This is a genomic window from Pseudomonas sp. RL_5y_Pfl2_69 (genome assembly GCF_963970465.1).
Lineage (GTDB): Bacteria > Pseudomonadota > Gammaproteobacteria > Pseudomonadales > Pseudomonadaceae > Aquipseudomonas.
In genome coordinates this window covers 113,084-139,804 of sequence record NZ_CAXAOU010000011.1, presented here as the reverse complement: position 1 = coordinate 139,804, position 26,721 = coordinate 113,084, and the positions used below count along the sequence as shown (strand labels likewise).

At 62.3% G+C, this 26,721-nt stretch carries 20 protein-coding genes and 2 pseudogenes; 10 read left to right on the top strand and 12 right to left on the bottom strand.

Features of this window, described 5'->3' with window-relative positions:
• Nucleotides 1-78: 78 nt before the first annotated feature.
• The 9 genes and pseudogenes from AACY07_RS18510 to AACY07_RS18470 all read right to left on the bottom strand — a co-directional run.
• On the bottom strand, nucleotides 79-1,479 hold the full coding sequence (locus tag AACY07_RS18510) for a metallophosphoesterase family protein (RefSeq protein WP_339476645.1): 1,401 nt from the start codon (nucleotides 1,477-1,479) through the stop codon (nucleotides 79-81).
• Nucleotides 1,480-2,280: 801 nt separating this feature from the next.
• A complete protein-coding gene (cobA, locus tag AACY07_RS18505) occupies nucleotides 2,281-3,051 on the bottom strand; it encodes a uroporphyrinogen-III C-methyltransferase (protein ID WP_339476642.1) in 771 nt (256 codons plus the stop codon).
• A 10-nt stretch (nucleotides 3,052-3,061) separates the two neighbouring features.
• Complete coding sequence (locus AACY07_RS18500) at nucleotides 3,062-5,779, bottom strand: nitrate reductase (protein ID WP_339476640.1); 2,718 nt, start codon at nucleotides 5,777-5,779, stop codon at nucleotides 3,062-3,064.
• Nucleotides 5,780-5,784: 5 nt separating this feature from the next.
• Nucleotides 5,785-7,008: pseudogene (locus AACY07_RS18495) on the bottom strand (NAD(P)/FAD-dependent oxidoreductase); the annotation flags it as partial.
• Between the two features lie 417 nt (nucleotides 7,009-7,425).
• Complete coding sequence (locus tag AACY07_RS18490; RefSeq protein ID WP_339476638.1) at nucleotides 7,426-9,096, bottom strand: bifunctional protein-serine/threonine kinase/phosphatase; 1,671 nt, start codon at nucleotides 9,094-9,096, stop codon at nucleotides 7,426-7,428.
• Between the two features lie 7 nt (nucleotides 9,097-9,103).
• Nucleotides 9,104-10,315, bottom strand: coding sequence for a nitrate/nitrite transporter (locus tag AACY07_RS18485; protein ID WP_339476636.1), 1,212 nt, complete (start codon nucleotides 10,313-10,315; stop codon nucleotides 9,104-9,106).
• A gap of 187 nt (nucleotides 10,316-10,502) precedes the next feature.
• On the bottom strand, nucleotides 10,503-11,078 hold the full coding sequence (locus AACY07_RS18480) for an ANTAR domain-containing response regulator (protein WP_133078852.1): 576 nt from the start codon (nucleotides 11,076-11,078) through the stop codon (nucleotides 10,503-10,505).
• Between the two features lie 13 nt (nucleotides 11,079-11,091).
• On the bottom strand, nucleotides 11,092-12,303 hold the full coding sequence (locus AACY07_RS18475) for a CmpA/NrtA family ABC transporter substrate-binding protein (RefSeq protein WP_339476634.1): 1,212 nt from the start codon (nucleotides 12,301-12,303) through the stop codon (nucleotides 11,092-11,094).
• A gap of 113 nt (nucleotides 12,304-12,416) precedes the next feature.
• Nucleotides 12,417-12,497 (bottom strand): annotated as a pseudogene (locus AACY07_RS18470) (type II toxin-antitoxin system RelB/DinJ family antitoxin); the annotation flags it as partial.
• Nucleotides 12,498-12,745: 248 nt separating this feature from the next.
• Between AACY07_RS18470 and AACY07_RS18465 the strand changes: the two are divergent.
• The 10 genes from AACY07_RS18465 (at nucleotide 12,746) to AACY07_RS18420 (ending at nucleotide 22,385) form a co-directional block, all read left to right on the top strand.
• Nucleotides 12,746-13,657, top strand: coding sequence for a TauD/TfdA dioxygenase family protein (locus AACY07_RS18465; RefSeq protein ID WP_133078854.1), 912 nt, complete (start codon nucleotides 12,746-12,748; stop codon nucleotides 13,655-13,657).
• 36 nt (nucleotides 13,658-13,693) lie between these two features.
• Entirely contained in the window at nucleotides 13,694-14,788 is a 1,095-nt protein-coding gene (locus AACY07_RS18460) for an ABC transporter substrate-binding protein (protein WP_133078855.1), read from the top strand.
• 132 nt (nucleotides 14,789-14,920) lie between these two features.
• Nucleotides 14,921-15,823: an ABC transporter permease gene (locus tag AACY07_RS18455; protein ID WP_339476631.1), complete on the top strand. Its 903-nt coding sequence runs from the start codon at nucleotides 14,921-14,923 to the stop codon at nucleotides 15,821-15,823.
• Nucleotides 15,820-16,614, top strand: coding sequence for an ABC transporter permease (locus tag AACY07_RS18450; RefSeq protein WP_219262389.1), 795 nt, complete (start codon nucleotides 15,820-15,822; stop codon nucleotides 16,612-16,614). Before AACY07_RS18455 ends, AACY07_RS18450 begins: the two co-directional genes overlap by 4 nt.
• A 25-nt stretch (nucleotides 16,615-16,639) precedes the next feature.
• Complete coding sequence (locus AACY07_RS18445) at nucleotides 16,640-17,404, top strand: ABC transporter ATP-binding protein (RefSeq protein WP_095029759.1); 765 nt, start codon at nucleotides 16,640-16,642, stop codon at nucleotides 17,402-17,404.
• A 33-nt stretch (nucleotides 17,405-17,437) separates the two neighbouring features.
• A complete protein-coding gene (locus AACY07_RS18440; protein ID WP_326397311.1) occupies nucleotides 17,438-18,769 on the top strand; it encodes an LLM class flavin-dependent oxidoreductase in 1,332 nt (443 codons plus the stop codon).
• A 125-nt stretch (nucleotides 18,770-18,894) separates the two neighbouring features.
• Nucleotides 18,895-19,929 (top strand): ABC transporter substrate-binding protein, encoded by a 1,035-nt coding sequence (locus AACY07_RS18435; protein ID WP_219262391.1) that lies wholly within the window; start codon nucleotides 18,895-18,897, stop codon nucleotides 19,927-19,929.
• Nucleotides 19,929-20,795 carry an ABC transporter ATP-binding protein gene (locus AACY07_RS18430; RefSeq protein WP_339476627.1) on the top strand — a complete coding sequence of 289 codons (867 nt, stop codon included), beginning with the start codon at nucleotides 19,929-19,931 and terminating at the stop codon, nucleotides 20,793-20,795. Before AACY07_RS18435 ends, AACY07_RS18430 begins: the two co-directional genes overlap by 1 nt.
• A gap of 2 nt (nucleotides 20,796-20,797) precedes the next feature.
• A complete protein-coding gene (locus AACY07_RS18425; protein ID WP_048352525.1) occupies nucleotides 20,798-21,577 on the top strand; it encodes an ABC transporter permease in 780 nt (259 codons plus the stop codon).
• A complete protein-coding gene (locus AACY07_RS18420) occupies nucleotides 21,570-22,385 on the top strand; it encodes an ABC transporter substrate-binding protein (RefSeq protein WP_339476624.1) in 816 nt (271 codons plus the stop codon). The genes AACY07_RS18425 and AACY07_RS18420 overlap by 8 nt, the downstream gene beginning before the upstream one ends.
• 510 nt (nucleotides 22,386-22,895) lie before the next feature.
• On the opposite strand, the gene AACY07_RS18415 is transcribed toward AACY07_RS18420, so the two are convergent.
• The 3 genes from AACY07_RS18415 to AACY07_RS18405 are packed head-to-tail and all read right to left on the bottom strand — an operon-like array spanning nucleotide 22,896 to nucleotide 26,717.
• The gene (locus AACY07_RS18415; protein WP_219262393.1) at nucleotides 22,896-24,119 is read right to left on the bottom strand and encodes an acyl-CoA dehydrogenase family protein; all 1,224 of its coding nucleotides are present in this window, start codon (nucleotides 24,117-24,119) and stop codon (nucleotides 22,896-22,898) included.
• A 16-nt stretch (nucleotides 24,120-24,135) separates the two neighbouring features.
• Nucleotides 24,136-25,842: an ABC transporter ATP-binding protein gene (locus AACY07_RS18410; protein ID WP_339476621.1), complete on the bottom strand. Its 1,707-nt coding sequence runs from the start codon at nucleotides 25,840-25,842 to the stop codon at nucleotides 24,136-24,138.
• Nucleotides 25,839-26,717: an ABC transporter permease gene (locus AACY07_RS18405; protein WP_133078863.1), complete on the bottom strand. Its 879-nt coding sequence runs from the start codon at nucleotides 26,715-26,717 to the stop codon at nucleotides 25,839-25,841. Before AACY07_RS18405 ends, AACY07_RS18410 begins: the two co-directional genes overlap by 4 nt.
• Nucleotides 26,718-26,721 lie beyond the last annotated feature (4 nt).

Below are 26,721 nucleotides of genomic sequence, written 5' to 3'. Positions count from 1 at the left end.
GCTCGCGATGCAGACGATGCGGTTAATCCGTTACACCGCGTCGATCGTATCGCGAGCAAGCCCGCTCCCACAGGCGACTTATTTGGCCCGTGAGCTGCAGGCAAAACCATCGGGGCCTGCCGTTTGCGTGCAGGCGCGCTCGGCAGGCAGGGACTTCACCGGCTCGCGCAGATGGTTGCGGTTTCTGGCGTCGCGCTCCAGGTCAAACGCGTCATACAGCGTGCCCGCCGCGGTATAGCTGCGCACCCTCAGGCGGGAGTCCTGCACCTCGATGGTCTGGTACAGCTGGGTTTCTTCGGCGCTGCGATCCGGCTGCTGTTGTGCCCGGTCATTGAGGCCATACATCTTGGAACCGGCCACCGACACCATATACACCGGACCCTGAATCTTGCCGCCCGCGCGGGCCGCCTTCGATGCCACACGACCGGCTTCATCGGTGACACGGCTGTAGCAATGGTCATGGCCCTGCAACACCAGATCCACCGCATACCGCTCGAACACAGGCTTCCAGGCGAGCTTCAATGGCTCGGTATCTTCAGGGCGGGCACAGGTAAAGACGGGCTGGTGACTGACCACGATATTCCAGCGGGCACGGCTGGTTTTCAGGCTTTGCTCAAGCCACCGGGTTTGCTGGGCCAGGGAGCCCATGTCCAGGGCCGAGGTGCCATCGAGCACGATAAAACGCACGCCCTGATAGTCGACAAAGTAGGTGGTGCTTTTCAGCCCTTCGACCCCGTTTTGCGCCAGGGCAAACTGGCGGCTCCAGTGCGGGCCAAGGGTACGGCTTTCGCTGCCGTCGGGGTTGAGGCTGTCCAGGTACTCGTGATTTCCGGCGGCCAGCACCTGGGGAATCATCCCGTAGTGAAAACCACCGGCCTGATTCCATTCTCCCCATTGATCGTCATGCACAAGGTCGTCGCGTTGCGACACCAGATCGCCCGCGTGAACGATCAGCGCCGGGTTGGCGACACTTTGCAGCGCCTGGCGAACACTGCGTGAGGCCAGCGACAGAATGTCGTTTTGCATATCGCCCATGTAGATAAAACTGAACGGTTTGAACCCCTCGGCGGCGGTACGGAACTGCAGCCATTCGCTCCAGCCATCGGTGCCCTTGACCCGATACACGTAGGCGGTGTCCGGTTGCAAGTCGTGCAGGCGTACCTGGTGGAAAAGGGCGGCGCCGTTCTCGGTCTCCAGGCTCAGGGGGATGCCTTCGATCACGCGTGCGGCTTTATCCAGTTGCGGGCCGTCGAGTGCCACAGCCAACTGCAACTGACTGGTGAGCTGGCGGGTGTCCGTGCGAAAAGTCACGGCCATTTCCCGAGCGGGATTGGCACCCGGCGTCAGCACAATACGGTCCGCCAGACTGCTGGCTGCATAAGGTGCGCCGGGGGAATGGGGCAGTGGCGGACCGGGTTCGGCGCAGGCGTTGTTGATCACGGATAAGAGCGCGAGTGCCAGTAACGTGGGGCGAATCATGGGGACTCCTCGAAGGCTGAATGCCCGTCAAGGAAACAAACCCCCATGGCACCGGGATGACGGCGGGGGTCGATTCGGCTCAGTAAATAGCCGCTTTGCACAGGGGCACAGCGCGCGAGCGTGCCAACAGCGCGACAAAGGGGGGTCGTTTGAGATCACCCCAATACAACGTCTCAGGCACCATCCACAGGTTTTGTGCGGTCCACAGCATCCGCGACACAGCCCCCCCATCATTGTGGGAGCGGGCTTGCTCGCGATTCAGGCGACGGGGTCTACCGGCCAGATTGCAGTGCTGCCATCGCGGGCAAGCGCGGCTCCCACAGGTTTTGTGCGGCCCACACCATCCGCGACACAGCCCCCCCATCATTGTGGGAGCGGGCTTGCTCGCGATTCAGGCGACGCGGTCTACCGGCCAGATTGCAGTGCTGCCATCGCGGGCAAGCCCGGCTCCCACAGGTTTGTGCGGTCCACACCATCCGCGACACAGCCCCCCATCATTGTGGGAGCGGGCTTGCTCGCGATTCAGGCGACGCGGTCTACCGGCCAGATTGCAGTGCTGCCATCGCGGGCAAGCCCGGCTCCCACAGGTTTTGTGCGGTCCACACCATCCGCGACACAGCCCCCCCATCATTGTGGGAGCGGGCTTGCTCGCGATTCAGGCGACGCGGTCACCGGCCAGATTGCAGTGCTGCCATCGCGGGCAAGCCCGGCTCCCACAGGTTTTGTGCGGTCCACAGCATCCGCGACTCCGCCCCCCATCAATTGTGGGAGCGGGCTTGCTCGCGATTCAGGCGACGTGGTCTACCGGCCAGATTGCAGTGCTGCCATCGCGGGCACGTCGGTTTCCAATAGCTGTTGTGCGGCACTCGCGGCTGCCACGCGTCCAATTACCAGAATCGCCGGGCTTTTCAGTTGGAACATCTGGGCATCCTGCTCCATCGCACCCAGATGGCTGCGGCATTCGCGCTGGTGGGGCAGGGAGGCATTTTCGATCATGGCCACCGGCATATCCGTCGCCATGCCGCCCGCCAGCAATTGCTCGCGGATTTCGCTCAATTTGGCCACGCCCATGTACACCACCAGCGTGGTACCGCTTTGTGCCAGCGCCTGCCAGTTCACCTGGCTCTCATCCTGGGTGTGGGCCGTCACCAGCGTCACGCCCCGGGCCACGCCGCGCAGGGTCAACGGGATCGCGCATTGCGTGGCGCCCGCCAGCCCGGCCGTAATGCCGTTGACCAGTTCCACCTCAACCCCGTGTTCGCGCAACCACTGAGCCTCTTCGCCGCCACGCCCGAAGATGCACGGATCGCCACCCTTGAGCCGCACCACGCATTTGCCGTGACGGGCATAACGCAGCATCAGGCGATGAATAAACGCCTGTGGCGTCGAACGACAGCCACCGCGCTTGCCCACCGAAATCACTCGGGCAGCCGGGCAATGCTCCAGCACCGCGTCATTGACCAGATCGTCAATCAGTACCACATCCGCTTCGCGCAGGGCGCGCACGGCCTTGAGCGTCAGCAGCTCCGGATCACCCGGGCCTGCACCTACCAGCCAGACTTTTGCACTCATTGTGATTTCCTCATGAGATAACGGCGATCAGCTGCGCCTGGGCAGCCAGCAAGCGTTTGATTTCCGGGACGCAGGAGCCGCATTGCGTTCCGCAGCCCAATGTATTTTTCAGCCCCTGCAAGTCCAGCCCCTGGTTAATGCCAGCGCCTATCGCGCCCTGGCTGACGTTCTTGCAGTTGCACACAATCTTGTTGCCCGCGGCCGGGGTATCGCCGTTGCCGGGTGGCGCGCTCAATGGCGCCAGCAGCCAGCGGCGCAGGTGTTCATCGGCGCGCCCTTCCTGCCACAGGTTTTGCAGCCAGTGCTGGGCCAGGGTTTCGCCAGCCAGGCGAATGGCAGTAATGCGGCCATTGTCGATGCGTACCCGCTTGCCAATGCAACGGCGCGGGTCGTCGTAAGCCAGCACCGGCCCCTCGTCGAGCCCCAGGGTGTGGTCGATGTCGTGCAGCAGTTGCGGGTCTGGCGCGCTGGCGCTGGCCGCACGGATCAACAGCGCAGGGCGCTCGCGGCCTGTCAGGCTGAAACTCACATACGAAAAAGCTTCGCAGAGCGGGCGCAATGTTTCGAATTTCTGTTGAACATTGCCTTCTATCAGGGCGAAGAGCTGCCAGGGCAATTGCACCGGCTCAAGCCTGACGGCGCTGTGTTTGAGTTCCGGCTGTTTGGACAGCGGGTCGAACGCTGGCAGGGTCAGGGTGTTGACCCCGCCCTTGAGAAAGCGGTCGCCCCAGTGCATCGGCAAAAACGCCTGGCCCGGCCGCACGCTGTCATCGCTGCTGACCGGCATGATCACCGCCCCGCGTCGACTTTTGAGGCTGATCAAGTCACCGGGTTGCAGGCGATGGCGGCGCAGTTCATCCGGGTGCAGGCTCAACACCGCTTCGCTGACGTGACCGAACAACTGCGCGGCAGTGCCGGTGCGGCTCATGCCGTGCCATTGGTCGCGCAGGCGGCCGGTGATCAGGGTCAGCGGGAAGCCCGCATCGCGCTGTTCCTTGGCTGCCCGATACGGGTCGGCGACAAACTGTGCCCGCCCGGAGGCAGTAGGAAAGATCCCGTCCAGATACAACCGCGCAGTGCCTTCACGGGCGCCGACAGGGAAGGGCCATTGCTGCGGGCCGAGGGCGTCAAGCACGGCATGGCTGATGCCCGACAAATCGAGATCACGCCCTCGGGTCAGGTACTTGTACTCGTCGAACACCTGCGCAGCGTGGGTAAACGCAAACAGGCCGGGTTGCGCAGGGCGCAGATGTTTTTCCAGACGCTGTGCGAAATCAACAGTAATTGCCCAATCGGAACGGGCTTCCCCCGGTGCTGCGATGGCTTTGCGCACGTGGGAAATACGCCGCTCGGAGTTGGTCACCGTGCCGTCCTTTTCGCCCCAACTGGCGGCGGGCAGCAGCAGGTCGGCGAAGGCGGCGGTTTCGGTGGTATGAAACGCCTCTTGCAACACCACAAACGGGCAGGCCAGCAACGCCGCCCGCACGGCGGTCTGGTCCGGCATGGATTGCGCCGGGTTGGTGCAGGCAATCCACACCGCCTTGATCTTGCCGCTGGCCATCTGCTCGAACAACTCGATGGCGCTCAGGCCGGTGGTGTGCGGCAGTTGTTCAACGCCCCAGTAGGCAGCGACTTCGGCCCTGTGCTCGGGATTGGCGGCCTCGCGGTGGCCGGGCAACAGGTTGGACAGGCTTCCGGTTTCGCGCCCGCCCATTGCATTGGGCTGACCGGTCAGGGAGAACGGCCCTGCACCCGGACGGCCGATCTGCCCGGTGGCCAGATGCAGATTGATCAGCGCACTGTTTTTCGCACTGCCCGCGGTGGACTGGTTCAGGCCCATGCACCATAGCGACAGAAAACTCGGCGAAGTGCCGACCCATTCGGCGCATTGCTGCAAGTGCTCGACGCTGATGCCGCAGAGCTGCGACACCATCTGCGGGGTGTAGTCGCGTACCAGGTTTTTCAGCTCGGGCAAGCCTTGGGTGTGGGCCTTGATAAAGTCGCGGTCGATCCAGTCTTCCCACAACAACAGGTGCAAAATCCCGTGAAACAAAGCGACATCGGAGCCCGGTTCAATGGCCAGATGCAGGTCGGCCAGGTCGCAGGTGTCGGTCCGGCGCGGGTCGATAACGATGACTTTCATCTGCGGGCGCCGGGCTTTTGCCTCCTCCAGTCGGCGAAACAGTATCGGATGGGCGTAGGCCATATTGCTGCCGACGATCATCACGCAATCGCTCAGCTCAAGGTCTTCATAGCTGCAAGGCGGCGCATCGGCGCCCAGGCTGCGCTTGTAGCCGACCACGGCCGAAGACATGCACAGCCGCGAATTGCTGTCGATGTTGTTGGTACCCACCAGCGCCCGCGCCAGTTTGTTGAAGGCGTAGTAGTCCTCGGTCAGCAACTGCCCGGAGATGTAAAACGCCACACTGTCGGGGCCGTGTTCGGCGATGGTGGCGGCGAACACGCTGGCGGCGTGATCCAGGGCGCTGTCCCAGTCGGTGCGGCCACGGGCAAGGGCCTTGCCCAGACGCAGTTGCGGGTACAGCGCGCGGGCGTTGAGGTCGCCGGTCAGGTGCAGCGTCGAGCCCTTGCTGCACAATTTTCCGAAATTGGCCGGATGGGCCGGATCGCCGCTGACGCCGAGAATGCGCTCGCCGTCATGCTCGATCAGCACGCCGCAGCCGACCCCGCAATAGCAGCAGGTGGAGGCGGTGATCTGGCGGTTCATCAGCGCACGTCCCCCAGGGCCAGAACCTCTTCACCGAACATCAGATGATCGCGGATCCCGTCAATGCTGTGGTGCTCACGGATCTGGCGCAAATACCAACTGCCGTCAGCGGTGTCGCCATACAGGCAGGCCCCCACCAGCACGTCGTCCTTGATCACCAGCTTCTTGTAGACCCCGCCAATGGGATCACGCAGGGTGATGGTTTCGGTGCCTTCACCGCCCATGAAATCCCCCGCAGAAAACAGGTCGATGCCCGTGACCTTCAGCTTGGTCGAGGTGACGGAGCCTTGGTAGCGGGCAAAGCCCAATTGCGCGAGGTGGTTGGCGCAGACCTTGGCCTGCTCGAACAGGGGAGCCACCAGGCCATAGGCGATACCGCGATGGCTGGCGCATTCACCGATGGCGTAAATGCGCGGGTCGTAGGTTTGCAGGGTGTCGTTGACCAGAATCGCGCGGCTGCACGGGATGCCCGCACGCTCTGCCAGTTCGATGTTGGGGCGAATGCCTGCAGCCATCACCACCAGGTCGGCAGGGATGATCTGGCCGCTCTTGAATTCCACCGACCCGACCCGGCCATTGCCCGCGTCGTGCAGGGCGCTGGTCTGCTCGCACAACCGAAAATGCAGGCCGCTGGCTTCGAGGGCGTCTTGCAGCAGTTGGCCGCTGACCCGGTCCAGTTGGCGATCCAGCAGCCATTCGCCGTTGTGGATCACGGTCACATGCATGCCGCGCAGCATCAGGCCGTTGGCTGCTTCCAGGCCGAGCAGGCCGCCCCCGATGACCACCGCATGGGTGTGGGTTTTGGCGGTGTCGATCATGGCCTGGGTGTCGGCAATGTCGCGGTAGCCGATGACGCCGTCCAGGGTGTTGCCCGGGATCGGCAGAATGAACGGCGATGAGCCGGTGGCGATCAGCAGGCGATCGTATTCGGCCTCGGTGCCGTCGTCGGCAATGACCCGACGCTTTACCCGGTCGATCGTCACCACTCTGCGGTTGAGCAGCAGCGTGATGTTGTTGTCCAGATACCAGTCCAGATCGTTGAGCACGATCTCATCAAAGGTCTGTTCACCGGCCAGTACGGGGGACAGCAGGATGCGGTTGTAGTTGGCATGGGGTTCGGCGCCGAAGACCGTGATGTCATAGAGCTCGCTGCTCAGCTTGAGCAATTCTTCCAGGGTACGAACCCCGGCCATGCCGTTGCCGATCATCACCAGTTTTAGTTTTTTCATCAGGTTCTCCGCGGCCATGCTCGACAAATCGTACGCAAACAAAAAAGGTGTCCCGCCAGTTACCTGGCGAGGACACCTTTGTCCTTGTCCCGTTCTCTCGGGAAACCTGTTCTTCGTCGTTGAAGACCGGGTTTTATGATTGATGAAAGAGTTAATGCAGCGGTTGTGCCAAGTTGCCAGGGCCTGTGTTTAAAGGGCGATGAAATGTTGAGGTGAGGGTTTTATGCACCGAATGAAAGCGCCCCGCCCGATGTTGGAGCGTTACCCCTGTAGTCGCTGACGAGCCGTGCGAGGCTGCGATCGAGCGCGAAGCGGTCGTAAAACCTGAGCACGCGGTTTAGCTGGCTTTACGACTGCTTCGCAGCCGATCGCAGCCTCGCACGGCTCGTCAGCGACTACAGGGTTTTCGAGCGGCTGTCAGGTGTGAAGCAGCAAAAACATCAGCACCAGATTGATCAACAACGACATCAACGCCACTGCCCGCCATACCATCAGCGGTTCTCGCTCCAGCAAGGGCCTGGGGCGTACGTTCAGGCTCTGGCGTTCGCCCTGCTCCAGTTGCAGCAACCACTCTTCGGCAGTCTCAAATCGCAGCTGCGGATCGGCTGCAACGCCGCGTTCCAGGCTGTGGGCAATCCATTCCGGCAGGTCCGGGCGGTATCGACTGGCGCTTACCGGCACGCCAAAGCGCGGGCGCTGGAAAGCTTCGATTTCACCGTAGGGATAATGCCCGGTCAGCAGGTAATACAGGGTCACGCCCACGGCATACAGGTCCTGTCGGGCGGCGGGTTTTTCGCCGCGAAAGGCTTCCGGAGCGATGTAGCTGGGGGTACCGGGCAGCGCCGATGGCAGATCCTCAGACAGGCCCGGACAGTAGGCCAGCCCGAAGTCCAGCACGCGCAGCTCGCCGTCGTCACCCAGCAGCACATTGTGCGGCTTGATATCGCGGTGAAAAATCTGCCGCCGGTGCAGCAGCCCTACAGCCCGCAGCAGGCGCTCGGCCAGGTCCAGCCATTGCGCCAGGGGCAGTGGCCCACCCTTGGCAAAGAGTTTTTCCAGGGTAATGCCAGGGTATTCACGCATCACGTAGTACAGATGCTGACGCTGACTGGCCGGGTGTACTTCAGGAAAGTGACGCCCGGCTACCCGCTTGAGAAACCATTCCTCCGACAGCAAGGCCTGCCCTGCCTGATGATCGTCATGCAGGCGGGCCGGCAGGGTTTTCAGCAGCCAGGGCTGTTGTTGTGCGTCCCGTACCCGGTAGAGCAGCGATTGCTGACTCTGGCCCAGATGGCTTTCGACCTGCCAGCCCTCAAAGTGCTGCCCAGGCCTCAGGGCGGGGGGCAATGGCCATTGCTGCAATTGCATCAAGGCATCGCCGATGTCGCTCTCGCCCAGGGTGTCGACCCTGACCAGCAGGGCGCTGGCGTTGTCCTGGCTGCCTGCCCGATGCGCGGCATTGACCAGGGTGCTGGCGGCGCTTTGCAGGTCGGGCAGGTCACGCACAATGGCGGCGATGGCGGTATCGCCCAATGTCGACCACACGCCGTCACTGAGCAGCACAAAGGTCTCGTCCTGACGCAGCGGCCCATCAAGGAAATCCACCACCAGATGTTGATCAAGCCCCAACGCCCGCTTGAGCACATGCTGCATGCCCGGCTGATCCCAGACGTGATCTTCGTTGATGCGCTGCAAGGTCTCGCCGTGCCAGCGGTACACCCGGCAATCGCCGACATGGGCCAGGGTAAACCGCCTGCCGCGCAGCACCAGGGCACTGACCGTGGTCAGCAGCGGTTGCCCGCCGCCATTGGCCTGTAGCCAGCGGTTTTGCGCGAGCAGCAAGCGCTCCAGTGCCTGGGCCACGCTCCAGGTTTCAGGCGTGGCGTAATAGTCCAGCGCCAGCGCCTGCAAGGTCGAGCGGGCCGCCAGCCCGCCATCGGCGCATTGGCTGACACCATCGGCGATGGCGAACAAATAGCCTTTGCTCGCGGCCAGCAGCGGCACCGGCGTGACCTCGCGCAGCGCGTCCTGATTCTCGGCGCGCGGGCCGATGGCGCTGGCGTGGGCGAAGCTCAGTTGCAGGCTCATGACGGCTTTACACGCGGGCTGCGGTCACGGCAGCCGAGCCCCAGGTGGTTCTCCAGCGGCGCTTGACCCCATGCAGGCCAAACCAGGCCAGCACTCCCAGGCTGGCAAACAACCACAAGGCCAGCTGATAACTGCCGGTGCTTTGCTTGATTGCCCCCATGCCTGCGGCCAGGGCGAAACCGCCGATACCACCGGCCATCCCGATCAAACCGGTCATGACGCCGATTTCACGACGAAAACGCTGCGGCACTAATTGGAATACTGCACCGTTACCGGCACCCAGACCCAGCATGGTGCAGACGAAAAGTGCCAGTGCGGCGTAGGAGTTTGGCAGGTTGAAGCCCACTGCCGCGATGCTGATGGTCGCTACGGTGTACATGCCCAGCAGGGTGCGAATCCCGCCGAAACGGTCCGCCAGAGCGCCGCCCAAAGGCCGCATCAAACTGCCACCAAAGACGCAGGCTGCCGTGTAGTAACCGGCGGTGATCGGGCTCAGCCCGTATTGATCGTTGAAATAGCCGGGCAGGGCGCTGGCCAGGCCGATAAAGCCACCGAACGTCACGCTGTAGAAAAACATGAACCACCAGCTGTCGCGGTCGCCCAGGGCCTTGAAATAATCACCCATGGACTTGGCTTTAGGCCGCTCGGGAGCGTTCTTGGCCAGCCAGGCAAATACGAATATGCACAGCACCAGCGGGATCAGGGCAAAACCGAACACATTGCTCCAGCCGTAGGCGGCGGCGAGCAGCGGGGCCAGCAGGGCGGCGAACACCGTGCCCGAGTTGCCTGCACCGGCAATGCCCATCGCCTTGCCCTGGTGCTGTGGCGGATACCACTGCGAGGCCAGCGGCAGCGCCACGGCGAACGAGGCGCCCGCCATGCCCAGAAACAGCCCCAGCAGCAAGGCTTGTTCGTAGCTGTGAATGCCGTGCTTCCAGGCGACGAACAGCGCACCGATCACGATGACCTGACCGATCAGCCCGGCGGTTTTCGGTGACAGGCGATCCGCCAGCAGGCCCATGACAAAGCGCAGCAAGGCCCCGGCCAGGATCGGCGTGGCCACCACCAGCCCGCGTTGTTGGGTGGTCAGGTGCAGGTCGGCGGCGATTTGCACCGCCAGCGGCCCGAGCAGGTACCAGACCATAAAGCTCAGGTCGAAATAGAGAAAGGCTGCGAACAGGGTCGGGGTATGGCCGGATTTCCAGAAGCTTGAATTCATCGCGCACCTCAACGGTTAATCGTTTCGAGAAGGAGTCATGAGCCAGCAGGACCAAAACGAAAAAACGCCGCTACCTGATCCGCGATGGGCGAATGAGGTCAGCGACGTCTTTGTCTTGGGTGTGGCAACCGCCGTTGGTTACCGGTAGGGATTGCTTAGCGAGAAGTGTGCCAACCCCGGGGGGGTGTCAGCCCAGCAACTCGCTCATGGCAATGATCTGTTCCGCGACCTGAATCAGCTTTTGCTGACGGCTCATGGCCTGGCGGCGCATCAGGGTGTAGGCCTCTTCTTCGTTGCAGCTTTTCATTTTCATCAACAGGCCCTTGGCCAGTTCGATGCGCTTGCGCTCGGCCAGTTGCTGGTCCCGGGCGTTCAGTTGGGCGCGCAGGGCCTGGTCGCTTTCAAAGCGGGCCATGGCCACATCGAGAATGGGCTGCAAACGTTGTGCGTGAATGCCTTCGACGATGTACGCACTGACCCCGGACTTGATTGCCTGGCGCATCACGCCGGGGTCGTGCTCGTCGGTGAACATCACAATTGGCCGTGGCTGGTCCCGAGAAACCAGCACCACTTGTTCCATCACATCGCGGCTGGGTGACTCGGTATCGATCAGAATCACATCCGGGCGCACCGTTTCGACGCGCGCGGGCAGGTCGATGGTCAGGCCTGATTCGTCGATCACCTCAAAGCCGGCTTCGCTCAGCGCGGCTTTGAGGCGGCCGACTTTTTTAGCCGTGTCGTTGATCAGCAAGATACGCAGCATGGGCAGGCTCCAGTCAACGACGGGCTAGAAGGGGAGCGCTGGCGCTCATGGCATGCAGCGCAAAGCTTCGTGCATAGCCTGCGGGGTCAGAGCCGTCCCACACCTTGCCGTCGATCAGTTGGCTGCTGCGCATGTCGGCTCCACTGGCGTTCACACCCACAGCGCTGGCGGCATCGCGGTACAGCGCCAGTTGCTGAACCTGACGGGCGACGCCGAGGTAATCCGGGTCGTCGCGCAACAAGCCCCAGCGGCGGAACTGGGTCATGAACCACATGCCGTCGGACAGGTAGGGCAGGTTGACCTCACCCTCGCCATGAAAGCGCAACGGGTGGGGGTCTTGCCAGTGATTGCCCAGGCCATCGCTGTAGTCGCCCAGCAAACGCGGCGCGATGCACTCGACGGGTGCATTCAGGTACTCGGGGGCGCTCAGCAACTGTGCGGTACTGCGACGGTTTTCGTCGCTTTGCTCGATAAAACGGCTGGCTTCGAGAATCGCCATGACCAGCGCCCGGGCGGTGTTGGGGTACTGCTCGACGAAGGCGCGGGTACAGCCCAGGACTTTTTCCGGGTGATCGGGCCACAGGGCCTGAGTGGTGGTGAGGGTGAACCCCATATTGTGTTCCACCGCACTGGCGGCCCAGGGCTCGCCGACGCAAAACCCGTCAATCCGTCCGGCTTGCAAGTGGGCGACCATCTGTTGCGGCGGCACCACCACGCTGTCGACATCTTGCAAAGGGTGAATGCCCTGACTCGCCAGCCAGTAATACAGCCACATGGCATGAGTTCCCGTGGGAAAAGTCTGGGCGAAGGTCAGTTTTGCGCGGCTTTGGTGCACGTGTTGTTGCAGCGCCTCAGGACGGATCACGCCCTGGGCCTGCAAGCCGTGGGAGAGGTTGAGGCTCTGGCCGTTTTGATTGAGCCCCATCAGCACGGCCATGTCGTTGGCTGCCACGCCGCCAATGCCCAGGTGCACGGCGTAGATCAGGCCGTACAGACTGTGGGCGGCGTCGAGTTGGCCGCTGACCAGATTGTCCCGCAGGCTGGCCCAGGACGACTGGCGCTTGAGGTTAAGGGTCAGGCCGAAGGGCTGGGCGAAGCCTTGAGTGGCGGCCACCACCACCGAGGCGCAATCAGTGAGGGCCATAAAACCCAGGTTGATTTCGGTTTTTTCCGGGGCATCGCTGCCGTTGACCCAGGCCAGAGGGCCGGCGAGTGATTCGTTCATGGGAGGCAGCACCTTGGCAAAAGCATACTGCGAGGGTGCAAGGCATATGCCAGAGGGGTTAACCCAGTTGAAATCCTGTTTTTACAGGGCTCTGGATTTGCGGTAACTCAAGATCAAAGGTCATCCAGTGTCACCTTGACCCTTTGCGGCGCAGCCAGGCGTTCGCGCACGGTATTGATGAGGGCTTCGTCTTCAGCCTCGTTCTACTCGTCAGCTGCTACGGGCAGCGAGTACCACCCACCTTGCCGTAAGGGCGAAACCCATATTCCAATTAATCCGTTATGACCTTACAACCAAAAAACTTATAACTATTTAAAGTCGTTAAAACGGGTTGAGTTCTATAAAAGTGCTCATCTATCTTTAGATTAAATAGTGATTAGTCAGCGCTGCTTTTATGCCTTTATGATCTGTCCACAACAACTCGTGAGGCAGGAGTGGCGCAATGACTATTCAAGTAAAACCTGTGGCAGGTCGGATTGGTGCACAACTTGAAGGCATAAAACTGGGCGGGGATATCAGTGCCGAATCATTCGAGTTTATTAATCAGGCACTGTTGAAATACAAAGTTCTGTTCTTTCGTGATCAGCATCTGGATGACGCCGAACATGAAGCCTTCTCTCGACGCTTCGGTGATCAGGTGCCCCATCCGACCGTGCGCTCTGCCGAGAAAAGTGCCGCCATCCTGCATCTGGATGCCAAGGAAACCCGCGCCAACTCCTGGCACACCGATGTGACCTTTGTTGCCAACTACCCAAAGATTTCCATCTTGCGCGGTGTGGTCATTCCGCCTTATGGCGGCGATACCGTGTGGGCTAATACCGCATCGGCCTATGCCGACTTGCCAGAGCCTTTAAAACAACTGGCCGACAGTTTGCGTGCCTTGCATACCAATGTGTATGACTATGCCGCGCCGCGCGATACCGATGAGTCGGGTCTTAAGCGTTATCGCGAACAGTTCACCGCCCAAGTGTATGAAACCGAACATCCCCTGGTTCGCGTTCACCCTGAGTCCGGTGAAAGAAGTTTATTGTTGGGCCACTTTGTAAAAGAACTGCAGGGTGTTAGCAGTAATGACTCCAAACAACTGATCCGCCTGTTCCACGACCGCATTACCCATGTCGACAACACCGTGCGCTGGCGCTGGCAGGAAGGCGATGTGGTGATCTGGGACAACCGCGCCACGCAGCATATTGCGATCAACGACTACGGCGATGCCCAGCGCATCGTGCGCCGCACCACCATCGACGGCGACGTGCCGGTGGGTGTGGACGGTCGCCTGAGCCAGGCGCTCAAGCCGACGCCTGAGACGCGCTCGCCCAAAACCGAAGCCGACAAAAAACACCTCGCCGCCTGACCGGCCGAACCCCATCGCTCCCAGGAAAACCAGCCCATGGCCTCATTCAACGCTAAATCCCTGTTTCGCAAAGGTCGCATCGCCGCCGCGCTGGCAGCAGTCATGGCTGTGCCGCTGGCCCAGGCCGATGTTTTACGGATCGGTGTCGCCACCGCCGGTGGGGGTGATCCGGTGACGTTCAGTGGCTCGACCCTCGGGATCGTGCGCAACCAGCAACTGCTGGAAAAGGCTTTCGCCGGAAGCGGAACCGACGTGCAGTGGTTCTTCTTCAAAGGGGCTGGCCCCGCGGTCAACGAGGCCTTGTCCAACCAGCAACTGGACTTCGCCTATCAGGGCGATCTGCCTGCCGTGGTCGGACGCGCCAACGGCCTGGACACCAAGCTGCTGGCGGCCCTGGGTGTGAGGGCCAATTTGTATCTGGCCGTGCCCAAGGGCTCGGACATCAAAAGTATCGATGACCTCAAAGGCAAGAAAGTCGCGGTGTTTCGCGGTACCAACGGCCATCTGGTGTCGATCAACCTGTTGGCCGAGCACGGCCTGACCGAGCGCGATATCAAGGTCATCAACCTCGATACCGGCAGCACTCAGGCAGCGCTGGTTTCCAACGGCGTGGATGCCGCCTTTGGTGGTCGTGAACTGTTCAAGCTGCGCGACAAGGGCCTGATCGACATCATTTACGACAACCCCACCCAGGATGTGCGCTACACCCGCCAGACCGCATTGGTGGTTCGCGGGGCCTATGAAAAAGAGCATCCGGCCAATGTACAGAAGGTCGTCGATACCCTGGTGGACGCTGCGAAATGGACGTCCGAAGAAGACCACCGTGAGGCCGTTTTCGCCGAGTGGGCCAAGAGCAACGAACCGGTTGAGTCGCTGCGCGCCGACTCTGCCGGGGTCAGCATCCGCGACAAGGCTTCCCCGCTGATCGATCCCTTTTTGTTGAGCCGCTACAAGGCGGTGGCGGAGCAGGCCAAGGACGAAAAGTTGATCCGTCGTCCGGTCAGTATCGATGGCTGGTTTGAGCCTTCATACCTGCAGGCGGCCCTCAAAGCCAAAGGCCTTGAAACCTTCTGGACGGCCTATGGCCCGGATGGCAAGCAGCCTGAAGGCAATGCGGTAGCGGGCAAGTAACCCATCCCCCCCTGTGGGAGCGGGCTTGCTCGCGATGCAGGCGACGCGGTTTTCCTGTAAGTGCGCATCGACCCAATCGCGAGCAAGCCCGCTCCCACACAAACCTATCGTGGCAACAAGAAGGACAGGCATATGCCCAGGGCACAGACGGTCACACGAGAGCAGTACGCACCCGCGCTACCCAAGGCCAACGTCAAGCGCTTGCCACCCGCACCGACCCGGCCCGTACGCAAGGTCGAGGTGCCCCGCACATCGGCCTGGGCTTCAAGACTGGGTGACAAGGCGTTGCCGTGGCTGCTGCCGCTGACGTTGCTGGGCCTGTGGTACGTGGGGGTTGAACTGGGTCTGCTCTCAGAGCAGGTGCTGCCGCCGCCCGCCTATGTCTATGAAACCCTGTCGGACCTCTTCACGTCAGGCGACCTGTGGATAAATGCGGCCGCCAGCCTGCAACGGGTGGTGGTCGGCTTTGCCCTGGGCGCCGCTGTCGGTGTGGCGCTGGGGTTGGCCATGGGGTTGTCGAAAACCGTCGAGGATTATCTGCTTCCCACCTTCAATGCTCTGGTGCAGATACCGGTACTGGGCTGGCTACCGTTTGCCTTGCTGCTGTTCGGCATCGGCGAGCCGCTCAAGTATGTGCTGATCGCCAAGGCCGCGATGGTGCCGATCACGCTGTGCACCTTGCAGGCTTTTCACCAGGCCCCCAAAGGGTTGCTGGAAGCGGGTCGGGCTTACGGCTTCAGCCGTTGGCAGAGCGTGGTGTTCATCGTGTTGCCTGCGGCCATTCCGACCCTGTTCACCGGTCTGCGTCTTGGCTTCACCAAAGCCTGGCTGTCACTGGTGGTGGTTGAGCTGGTGGCATCGAGCGAAGGGCTGGGTTACCTGATTGTGTATGGTCGCCAACTGTTCCAGCTGGATCTGGTGATGGCGGCGGTGGTGGTGGTCGGTGCGATCGGACTGTTGATCGATCGCGGTTTTGATCACGCCGAGCGGCGCCTCAATCGTGGCCGCGCACCTGTAGCGGGGCGCCTGTCATGAGTAGCGCCCTGGCAATCAATCATGGCAGCAGCATCAGCCGTCGCTATCGCGGCTGGGTATTGCCGATCAGCGCCGTCGCTCTGTGGTGGCTGGCTTCACACATGGGCTGGAGCCAGTCCGGTCTGCTGGTCTCGCCGGAAAAAGTCGCGGCCACGGCCTGGGACCAGATTGCTTCAGGCAAGTTCTGGCGGGCGATCAGCGCCAGCCTGGCGCGCAACCTCAGCGGCTTTTTTATCGGCACCACCCTGGGTCTGGTGCTGGGCTGCCTGCTGGGCCTGTCGCACTACTTCGAGCGGTTGGTGGGCCCCAGCTTCAACACGTTCAAGCAGATTTCGCTGTTCGCCTGGATCCCGCTGATCTCGGTGTGGTTTGGCCTGGGTGATGTGGCCAAGGTGGTGTTCCTGTCACTGGCGGCGCTGGTGCCGGTGGTGGTGAACACCTGCGACGGCCTGCGCAATGTGCCGCCCAACCTGCTGGAAGTGGCGCGGGTCTACCGCTTCAGCCGCTGGCAAACCATCGTCGGGGTCATGTTGCCCGCCGCCTTGCCGTCGATCTTCACCGGGCTGTATCTGGCGCTGGTGTATTCGTGGCTGGCGACCATCGGTGCCGAATACCTGCTGGTGTCGGGGGAGGGCATCGGCAACACGCTGATCGATGGCAGCGAGCATTTCATGATGGACCTGGTGCTGTTCGGCATGGTGGTCATCGGCCTGGTGGGCTGGAGCCTCAATGCACTGGCCCGGATTTTTGAGCGACGGATGCAGCGCCTGTACGGCATTGACCCGCGTTGATCGGCACTTTCAGAAGGATTGCAGCATGCTCAATAACAGCCTGACCCTGGAAAATATCAGCAAGCGCTTTGCGTCCCGACCGGGCAGCACCAGCCAATTGCAGGTACTGGACAATATCCAGCTCGACATCGCCCCCGGCGAATTCATCAGCATCGTCGGCGCCAGCGGTTGCGGCAAGTCCACCCTGTTGCGCCTGATTCTTGGCCTGGACGAAGAGTACGAGGGGCGCATCCTGCTCAATGGCCAACCCATCGACGGCACGGGTCTGGAGCGCGGCATCGTGTTTCAGGATCACCGTTTGTTCCCTTGGCTCAACGTCGAACAGAACGTGGCGGTCGCGCTCAAGAATTCGCCCCTGAGCGCCAAGGAAAAACGCGACACCGTGCGCGAGCATATCGAGCTGGTGGGCCTGCAGGATTTTATCGACGCCTACCCGCATCAGATCTCCGGCGGCATGGCCCAGCGTGTGGCCATCGCCCGGGGGCTGGTCAATCGCCCCAGCGTGCTGCTGCTGGACGAACCCTTGGGTGCCCTCGATGCCCTGACCCGTGCGCGCCTGCAGGGGGAGCTGCAAAACATCTGGGCCAAGGAAAAAATCACCATGATCCTGGTCACTCACGATGTGGACGAGGCCGTGTTCCTGGGCGATCGCGTGGTGGTCATGCAGCCCAACCCCGGGCGTATCCGGCGCATTCTCGACATCGACCTGCCGCGCCCGCGCAACCGCAGCGACAGCCGTTTTATTGCCCTGCGCGACGACGTGCTGAGCGACTTCGCCGAACTGCATTGAACCCCTCCGTCACCTGAATTCAGAGAACAGAACATGTCCGAACGTCAGCTCAGCCTCAACCTGTTTATCTACCCCAACGGCCATCACGAAGCGGCCTGGCGTCACCCACAGTCGGTGCCGGAATCGTCGATGGACATTGGTTACTACCAGCAGCTGGCGCTGCGTGCCGAGCGGGAAAAACTCGATGCGATCTTTTTCGCCGACTCGCCGTCACTGGCCGAAAGCGGCCGTGAAGGCCTGCGCATCCGTTTTGAACCGGTCACCTGGCTTGCCGCCATTGCCGCAGTGACCCAGCGTATCGGCCTGATTGCCACGGCCAGTACCACCTACAGCGAACCCTACAACCTGGCCCGCTCGTTCAGCGCGCTGGACCATCTGAGCAAGGGCCGTGCGGGCTGGAATATCGTCACCACCTCAATGGCCGCCGCCGCGGCCAATTTCGGCCTGGATGAACATCCCTCGGCCCATGACCGCTACGCCCAGGCTGAAGAATTCGTCAACGTGGTCGGTAATCTGTGGGACAGCTGGGAAGACGACGCGCTGGTGCTGGACAAGACGGCCGGGGTGTTTGCCGACAGCACCAAGGTGCACTCGATCAACCACGTGGGCGCCTACTACAAGGTCAAGGGCCCGTTGAACTCGCCGCGCTCGCCACAGGGGCGGCCGGTGCAGGTGCAGGCCGGTTCTTCCGAAGATGGCCGTGACTTTGCCGCCAGGCATGCCGAAGCGATTTTCACCGCTCACCAGACCCTGAACAGCGCGACCGAATTCGCCAACGATATCCGTGCCCGGGCCAAGGCGGTGGGCCGCGACCCGGGCCAGCTGAAAATCCTTCCGGGCATCAGCCCGTACATCGCCAGCACCGAGGCCGAAGCACAGCGCAAGTTCGATGAACTCAACGATCTGGTACTGCCCCATGTGTCCCTGGGGCAACTGCGACGCATGCTGGGGGTGGATTTGAGCGGGCAGGACCTGGACGCGCCGTTCCCCCGTCACCTGATCAACTTCGAGGGTGTTGAAAGCCAGTCCAGCCGCTTCAAGTTGATCATCGACATTGTGGATCGCGAGCACGTCACCTTGCGCCAGTTGATCAACCGCCTGGCCGGTGCGCGGGGTCATTGGGTGCCGGTGGGGACGCCGGTGCAGATTGCCGACTTGATCGAGCAGTGGTTCCGCAGTGGCGCGGCCGATGGTTTTAACGTGATGCCGCCCGCGTTCCCCGATGGTTTTGACGTGTTTCTGGATGAAGTGCTGCCGATTTTGCGCAAGCGCGGTTTGTTCCGCAGTGAGTACGCGGGCAGCACGTTGCGCGAGCACTACGGCCTGACGCGTCCGGATTCGCGTTACGCCCTGAAAACAGCCTGATTGTCTTGGGTGGGAGCGGGCTTGCTCGCGATGCAGGCGCTGCGGTCTGCCTGTCGAATCACGGTGATGCCATCGCGAGCAAGCCCGCTCCCACAACAGCAGCACTCAATCCATAAGGAGCGGGCATGAACCCGATCAACAACAGAAGAGCTTTCCTCAGAAGTTGCGCCGTACTGGGCGCAGTCGGTGCTGCCGGCATCCTGCTGCCCGGCTGCGAAAAAAAGGACGCGGGCGCCGGTAAAAGCGCCGCCGTGATCAAGGGCCGCGCCGATCAGGTCGTGGACTTCAAGTACCCGGACAACCCGTCATTCGATCTGGTCTACGTCGCCGATTCCCTCGGCTATTTCGAGGGCACCCGCGCACGGCCCAAGTACATCGGGCGCATCGCCGCACCGCAGATCATTCCGTTGACCGGCACCGGCGAAATCGACTTCGGTGCGCGCATGGTGCCCCTGGTGATTTCAGCCATCGCCAGTGGCCTGGATCTCAAGGTGGTCGCCGCCGGTGGCAGGACGCTGCAGGAAGCCCCGCACATGAAGTACTTCGTGCGCGACAATTCGGGCATCTTCAAACCCAAGGACCTTGAAGGCAAAACCATCGGCTTCAACAGCTTTGGCGCCTGTGCCGAGTTCGTCACCAAAAAATACCTGCGCGAGCAGGGCGTCAACGTCGACAAGATCAACTGGGTGGTGGTGCCGGACAACCAGGGCGAACAAACCCTGGCCACCGGCAATATCGACGTTGCCATCATCCATCCGCCATCGTCCGGGGGGGCCGAGAACAACCCGGCGCTGCGCAAGCTGTGGAGCGACTACGACCTGGACGGCGGCCTGGGCGGCATGGCGCCGTACAGCGTGTTCGGCAAGTTCAGCCGCGAGAATCCGGAGGCCACCCGCGACGTGGTCAATGCCATTGCCCGCGCCGCCAACTGGGTCAATGCCAACCCAGACGACGCCCGCAAGATCACTTCGGAGCGCATCGGCATGAAGCTTGAATTGGTGGAGCGCTTTGCCTATATCGACGATCTGGTGGTGACCGAACCGCCGATTCAGTACTACATCGACATCCTCGAAAACGAAGGCAAGATCAAGAAAGGCTCGATAGGGGTCAAGGATGTCTACACCAACGAATTCAACCCATTTGCCCGGGGACACGCCTGATGGCGGCCCCCAAGATCATCGCCCGTGACCTGAACATGGAGTTTCAGGCACGGGATGAAGCCGGGCGTGAGGAGCGGGTGCCCGTGCTGGAGGGATTCGACTTGCAGGTGCGCGAGGGCGAGTTTCTGTCCATCCTCGGGCCGTCGGGCTGTGGCAAATCCACCTTCATGAACATCCTCGCCGGGCTTGCCCACAAGACCGGTGGCGACCTGCTGGTGGACGGTAAACCCCTGCAAGGCATCAACCGCAATCAGGGGGTGGTGTTCCAGGGGTATGCGCTGCTGCCCTGGCGCACGGTGCTCGACAACATCGCCGTGGGCCTGGAGATTCGGGGTGTGGGCAAGGCACAGCGACTGGAAACCGCCCGCGAATACCTGGAGCTGGTGGGGCTCAACGGTTTTGCCTCGCGCTACCCCCACGAGTTGTCCGGCGGCATGCGCCAGCGCGTGGCCATTGCCCGCTCGCTGGCCTACGACCCGGACGTGCTGCTGATGGACGAGCCCTTTGCGGCCCTGGACGCGCAAACCCGCGAGACCTTGCAGAGCGAATTACTGCGCATCTGGGACACACATAAAAAAACCATCGTGTTCATCACCCACAGCCTGGACGAGGCGATCTTCCTGTCGGATCGGGTGGCGGTGATGACTCAGCGTCCGGGGCGGATCAAAGAGATTTTCGATATCGACCTGGCCCGCCCCCGCCTTCCTGAACTGCGCAATACCCAAGCCTTTGTTCACTATCGCCAGCGCGCCTGGGAGGCCCTGCGCGATGAAGTGACCGACCTAACCCGTGAGCCAGCAGCAGCGGCGACGCATCAGAACTGGCAGAGCATTGCGACTCTGGGTGGTTATCGGATTGGAGTATGACCATGGGCTTTAAATTGACTTCACGCCGGGTGTTCGACAGCACCGTGGGCATTGTGGCCTTCCTGGCCCTTTGGGAGGCGTTGCCGCAATTGGGGATCGTCAATCCCGGCTACCTGAGCCCGCCGTCGGCGGTGTTGGGGGCGGTGCTGGACCTGGCCAGCAGCGGTGACTTGCTCAAGCACGTGCAGGCCAGCCTGTTTCGTTCTTTTGCCGGGTTGCTGCTGGCCATCGCCTCGGGTGTCAGCCTGGGGTTGATGATGGGCTGGTTTGCACGGGTCGAAAGTGTGCTCGATCCGTTGTTGCAGTTCTTCCGCCAGACCTCGGCGCTGGCGTTGTTCCCGGTGTTTATCCTGTTTTTGGGCATTGGTGAATTGTCCAAGATCGCGATCATTTTCTGGGCGTCGTTCTGGCCGATCCTGTTGAGTACCATCAGCGGCGTGAAGCAGGTCGATGGATTGCTGATCAACTCGGCACTGTCGATGGGCGCGAACCGCTGGTTTCTGTTTACCAAAATCGTGCTGCCGGCGGCGTCGCCTTCGATCTTTACCGGGATTCGTCTGGCGGGTGCGTATTGCATCACGGCACTGGTGGCTGCCGAGATGATCGGGGCTCATTCCGGGTTGGGTTTTCTGACGCTCAATTCCCAGGAGGTGTTCCAGATTCCCAGCATGTACGCAGGCATTCTGCTGTTGGCGGTGGTGGGGTTGTTGCTGAACTTTTTGCTGGCCTTGCTGGAGCGGCGTTTTACCTATTGGCGTCGGGGCTTGCGCCACGGTGGTTAGGTGGTTGGCGGCAGTGGTGATTGGTGCAGTGGCGCTGGTCGCCTGGCAATGGCCGGCGGCACCGGGCGATATGCCCCGGGGGCCGCTGTTGCAGGCGGCCGAACAGCGCCAGGTGCTGCGCGTGGGCGTACGCAGTTACCCGCGCCCGACTCTGGGACAGGAAGCCCTGGTTGCCGAGCCGGATGAACTGGACAGTCAACTGGCCGAAGCCCTGGGGTCTTACCTTGGCTTGAAGGTGCAACTGCAGGCGCTGCCCGATACGGCCGGGTTTAACGATGGCAGCCTCGATCTGGTGATAGCCGGGAGCTTGAAACTGCCTGTGGCGGCTGATCGGGTGGCGAGCTTGCGCAAATTGCCGGTGCAGTACCGGGAGGGTGCGTTGATTGGCTTGCGCAATGCGCCCCGGCGCCCGATACAGGGGCAAAGCGTGTGCATTGCCGTTGGCAGTCCCTGGGCGCAAACCTTGGTGCAACAGGGGGCCGAGTTGCGAACTTATGTATCGTCGATTCGTGCTGCGGTGGCGTTCATGGCGGGCGAGTGCAACCTGTTGGCTGAAGAGCGCAACAGCTTGCAGGCGCTTGCACAGGCGCCGGACTGGCGTTTCTACACGTTGTTGCCGCAGACATTGAAGGCGAGCAGTGATGTGCGGGTATACCTGAGCCGCACCGACAAACAGAGTCGTGCGCTGATCAATGCGGCGTTGCATGACTGGCAGGCCCGTGGCGGCCAGACCCGTGCCTGGGATTTGCGCAGCAATGCGTTGCTGGTGGACAGCTTGAAGATTGGGGATGGGCTGGTGTGTCATTGAGCCCAATGGCCAGCCCCTGTAGTCGCTGCCGAAGGAACGAGGCTGCGAAGCAGTCGTAAAGTCGGCTTCCACGGTTAATCAGGCATACCGTGTGTACCGGATTTGCGACCGCTGCGCGCTCGATCGCAGCCTCGTACTACTCGTCAGCGACTACACGCGGGTGGGTGGCGAATCTGTAGTCGCTGACGAGCCGTGCGAGGCTGCGATCGGCTGCGCAGCAGTCGTAAAGTCAGCTTGCACGGTTTATCAGGCATACCGCGTGTTCCGGTATTGCGACCGCTACGCGCTCGATCGCAGCCTCGTTCTACTCGTCAGCGACTACACGTGGGTGTGTGGCGAATCTGTAGTCGCTGACGAGCCGTGCGAGGCTGCGTCCGGCTGCGAAGCAGTAGTAAAATCAGCTGTCACGGTTTATCAGGCAAACCGCGTGTTCCGGATTTGCGACCGCTACTCGCTCGATCGCAGCCTCGTTCCTTCGGCAGCGACTACGGGTTTTTCGTGATTTTTATGCTACGCCACACCAATGCGCCATTGCGCAGGCGGCGGTGTGCCGTTGACCGCGAAGTCACCCACGATCCGGCTCTTGTAGATACGCGGATTGTGGGACGACAACGTCCGCGCATTACGCCAGAAACGGTCCAGCCCCAATGGCTTGAGGGTGGCCGACGCACTCAGCGCATCAAACAAATCACCACTGGCCTTGATGATCAGGTCCGAGACGATGGTTTGTGATTGCGCCACTTCCAGTTCCGCGATGTTCACCGCCAGGGTCAACGCCTGTTCGTCGTCGCTCAAGCTCGCTTCATGGGCGCGTTGCAGGGCCTGCGCGTTCAGTGCCGTGATGGCTCCCGCGGTGTAGGCCGCGCTGCGCAGGTTGCCTACCACTTGCAGCACTTGCGGATCCTGAGCCACACGCGGGGCATTGCCGCTGCTGAAACTGCGGGTGCGCCTTGCCACGTGCCCGGCCGTCTCTGCGGCCAGCGCCCGGCCAATTCCGGCCAGGGTCGCGGTGTGCACGGTCTGGTAAAAAGCCGGTGAATAGCGAAAGCGGTTTTCAGCCAGGATGACGTTGATCGGATCGACCGGCACTTCGCGAAAATGGGTCGTGCCACTGGCGGTCAGGGTCTGGCCGAAACCGTTCCAGTCATCAATGATTTCAACCCCGGGGTCGCTGGTGCGTACCGTCACCGAGACCCGCTGTTCATCAGGGTTGTTGGCGCTGACATCGACCCAGTCGGCATACAGCGCACCCGTGGTGTAGAACTTGCTGCCGCTCAGTTGCCAATGGCCGCCGTGCAGGCTCAGGCGGGTGCCGAATTCAAGCTGTTTGGCGTTGCCCACTTCGCCGGACGCCGGGCTGACGGTCTCGCCACGGCCCAGTCGCTCCAGCCAGATGCCCTGGTATTCACGGTCGCGGCTGTTGAGCAGGTTTTCGCAAAAACCAAAGTGCCCGCGCAACGACTGCACCAGGTTCGAGTCGGCCTCGGCCAGTTCGATCAGCAGGTTGAACAGTTCGGGCAGGCTGGCGCCCGCGCCGCCGTATGCCTTGGGGACGCGAACCGTGGTGAAGCCTGCTTCCTTGAGCCATTGCAGTTCCTGGATCGGCAAGCGCCGCTCCAGTTCGCGATCCACTGCCCCCTCGCGAATCCGGGCGAACAGGGGGCGAAAACGTTGCGCCAGGTCTTCGTATCCGGCCGACGGGACGGCGCCCCAGGCTGAGTCTATGTGTGACATGTGATGCTCCTTGGAATTACCAGCCAACGGCAAAGCGCAGGCCGGATACAGGCAGGGGTGGGGGGCTCGGCGCCGCAGCGCCCGGTATCGCCGCCAACAGGCGACGGGTGTAAGGGTGCCGGGGTGAGTGCCAGAGGGTGTGCGGGGTGGCTTGCTCGACAATCTGCCCGTGTTCCATCACCAGGATCCGGTCGGCGAAATAGCGCACCACCGACAGGTCGTGGGAGATAAACAGGTAGGACAGGCCCAGCTCTTCGCGCAGTTCCACCAGCAGGTTGAGAATCTGGGCCTGGGTCGAGACATCCAGTGCCGACACCGGCTCGTCGCAGATCACCAGCCGGGGCTTGAGGATCAGCGCCCGGGCGATGCCGATGCGCTGGCGCTGGCCACCGGAGAACTGATGGGGCAGACGCGCCAGACTGCTGCGCGCAAGACCGACGGCGTCGAGCATTGCCAGGCGTGCCTGTTGGCGCTGCCCCGGATCGTTCTGTCCGTGCAGGCGCTGCACGCGGTCGAGAATGGTCTCCACGCTGTGGCGCGGATTGAGTGCGGCATAGGGGTCCTGGAAAATCATTTGCACCTGGCGTCGCCAGCCCAGCAACTCCTCACCGGCGAGGCTGGCGATGTCGCGCCCGTCGAACTCGACTGTGCCGCTGCGGGCAGGCAGCAAACGCAGCAGGGTGCGGCTGAGGGTCGACTTGCCGCAGCCCGATTCGCCTACCAGTCCCACGCTCTCGCGCTCGCCCACTTCCAGGCTGATGCGGTTGAGCACAGTGCTGTCGCCGTAGCCGGTGGTCAGGTCGCTGACCTTGAGCAGCGCCGGGTTGCCGGCGGGTGCCCGTGGCTTGCGCCCCGGCCCGTAGTGGCTGCTGTTGACGCTGTAGCGCGTGGCCTGGCCGGGCTGGCGCTCGATGTTGATTTCGGCCAGGCGGTTGTTCAGGTAGTGCTGGTCATGTTCCGCTCCCAACGAAGCCTGAAGCAGGCCGCGACTGTAGGGGTGTTGCGGGCGATCGATCAGGGCACGGGTCGGCTGGCTCTCCAGCGCGTGACCGTCGTGCATCACGATCACCCGGTCGGCGTGCTGGCCAACCACTCCCAGGTCATGGGTGATCAACAGCAGCCCCATGCCCAGTTCGCCGCGCAAACGGGCGAGCAATTCGAGAATCTGCGCCTGCACGCTCACATCCAGCGCGGTGGTCGGCTCGTCGGCGATCAACAGGCGCGGCTGGCAGGCAATCGCCATGGCGATCACCACCCGCTGGCGCTGACCGCCAGATAAATGTTGCGGGTACTCGTGCAGGTGGGCCGCGGGGCGGGGCAGTTGCACCAGCGCGAACAGTTCTTCGGCGCGTTTCCAGGCCTGGCGACGGGTGAGGTCGGTGTGCGCCAGCAGGTTTTCGGCCACCTGTTCGCCCAGGGTCAATACCGGGTTGAGGCTGGACAGCGGGTCCTGGAAAATCATCCCCAGCGCGTTGCCTTGCAACTGGCGCATCTGCCGGGGCGCGATGCTCAGCAGGTCCTGGCCTTCAAACAAGACCTGGCCGCCCAGCCGGGCGTTGTCCGGCAGCAGGCCCATCAGCGCCAGGGCCGTGGTGGATTTGCCGCAGCCGGATTCACCCACCAGTGCCAGGGTCTCGCCTGCCTGCAACGTGAAGCTCAGGTCTTTTACCGCATCGGCGTTGTCGTAGCTCACGCGCAAACCGCGTACGTCCAGAAGGCTCATGGGATATACCGTCGCAGGCGAGGGTTGAGGGCGTCGTTGAGACCGTCGCCCAGAAGGTTGAGGGCCAGCACCACGAAGATGATTGCCAGCCCCGGCAGGGCGGTCAGGTACCAGCCGCTGGCGATCTGTTCACGACCGCTGCCGAGCATGGCGCCCCAGCTGGCTTGATTCGGGTCGCTCATGCCCAGAAAGGCCAGCCCGGCTTCCACCAGAATCGCCTGGGCGATCAGGATCGAGGTGGTGACCACCAGTGGCGCAAGGGCGTTGGGCAGGATTTCGCGCAGGATGATCGAGCTGTTGCTGAAGCCTAGGCTGCGGGCGGCGGTGACGAAGTCGGCTTCGCGCAGGGTACGGAATTCGGCGCGCACCAGCCGCGCGACCGTTGGCCATGAGGAGATGCCGATCGCCAGCGCGATGATCCCCAGCGTGGGGTTGCCGATGGCCACGATGACGATCACCAGCAAAAACGACGGCACGGTCTGGAACACTTCGCAGATGCGCATCAGCACATCCCCCAGCTTGCCGCCGTGGTAGCCGGCCAAGGCACCGACCAGCCCGCCGATCAATACGCTGATGAGGGTGGCGCTGGCGGCAATCAATAAGGAGCCCCGGGCGCCGTGGGCGATGCCGGCAGCCACGTCGCGGCCCAGTGAGTCGCTGCCCAGAACGAAACCCGGGTCGTCGCCGGGCCAGAGCATCGGCATGGCCACCATGTCCAGCGGATCACCGGGATAGAGCGTTCCGGCCAACAGCGCCAGGGTGAGTACCAGCGCCAGCATCGTCGCGCCGATCAGTGCCGAAGGGTTACGCAACAGGGCCGTCCAGACGCTTTCGCTGTAGCCGGTCGGGGCGCTTTGCAGCACGGCAGTGGTCATGGGG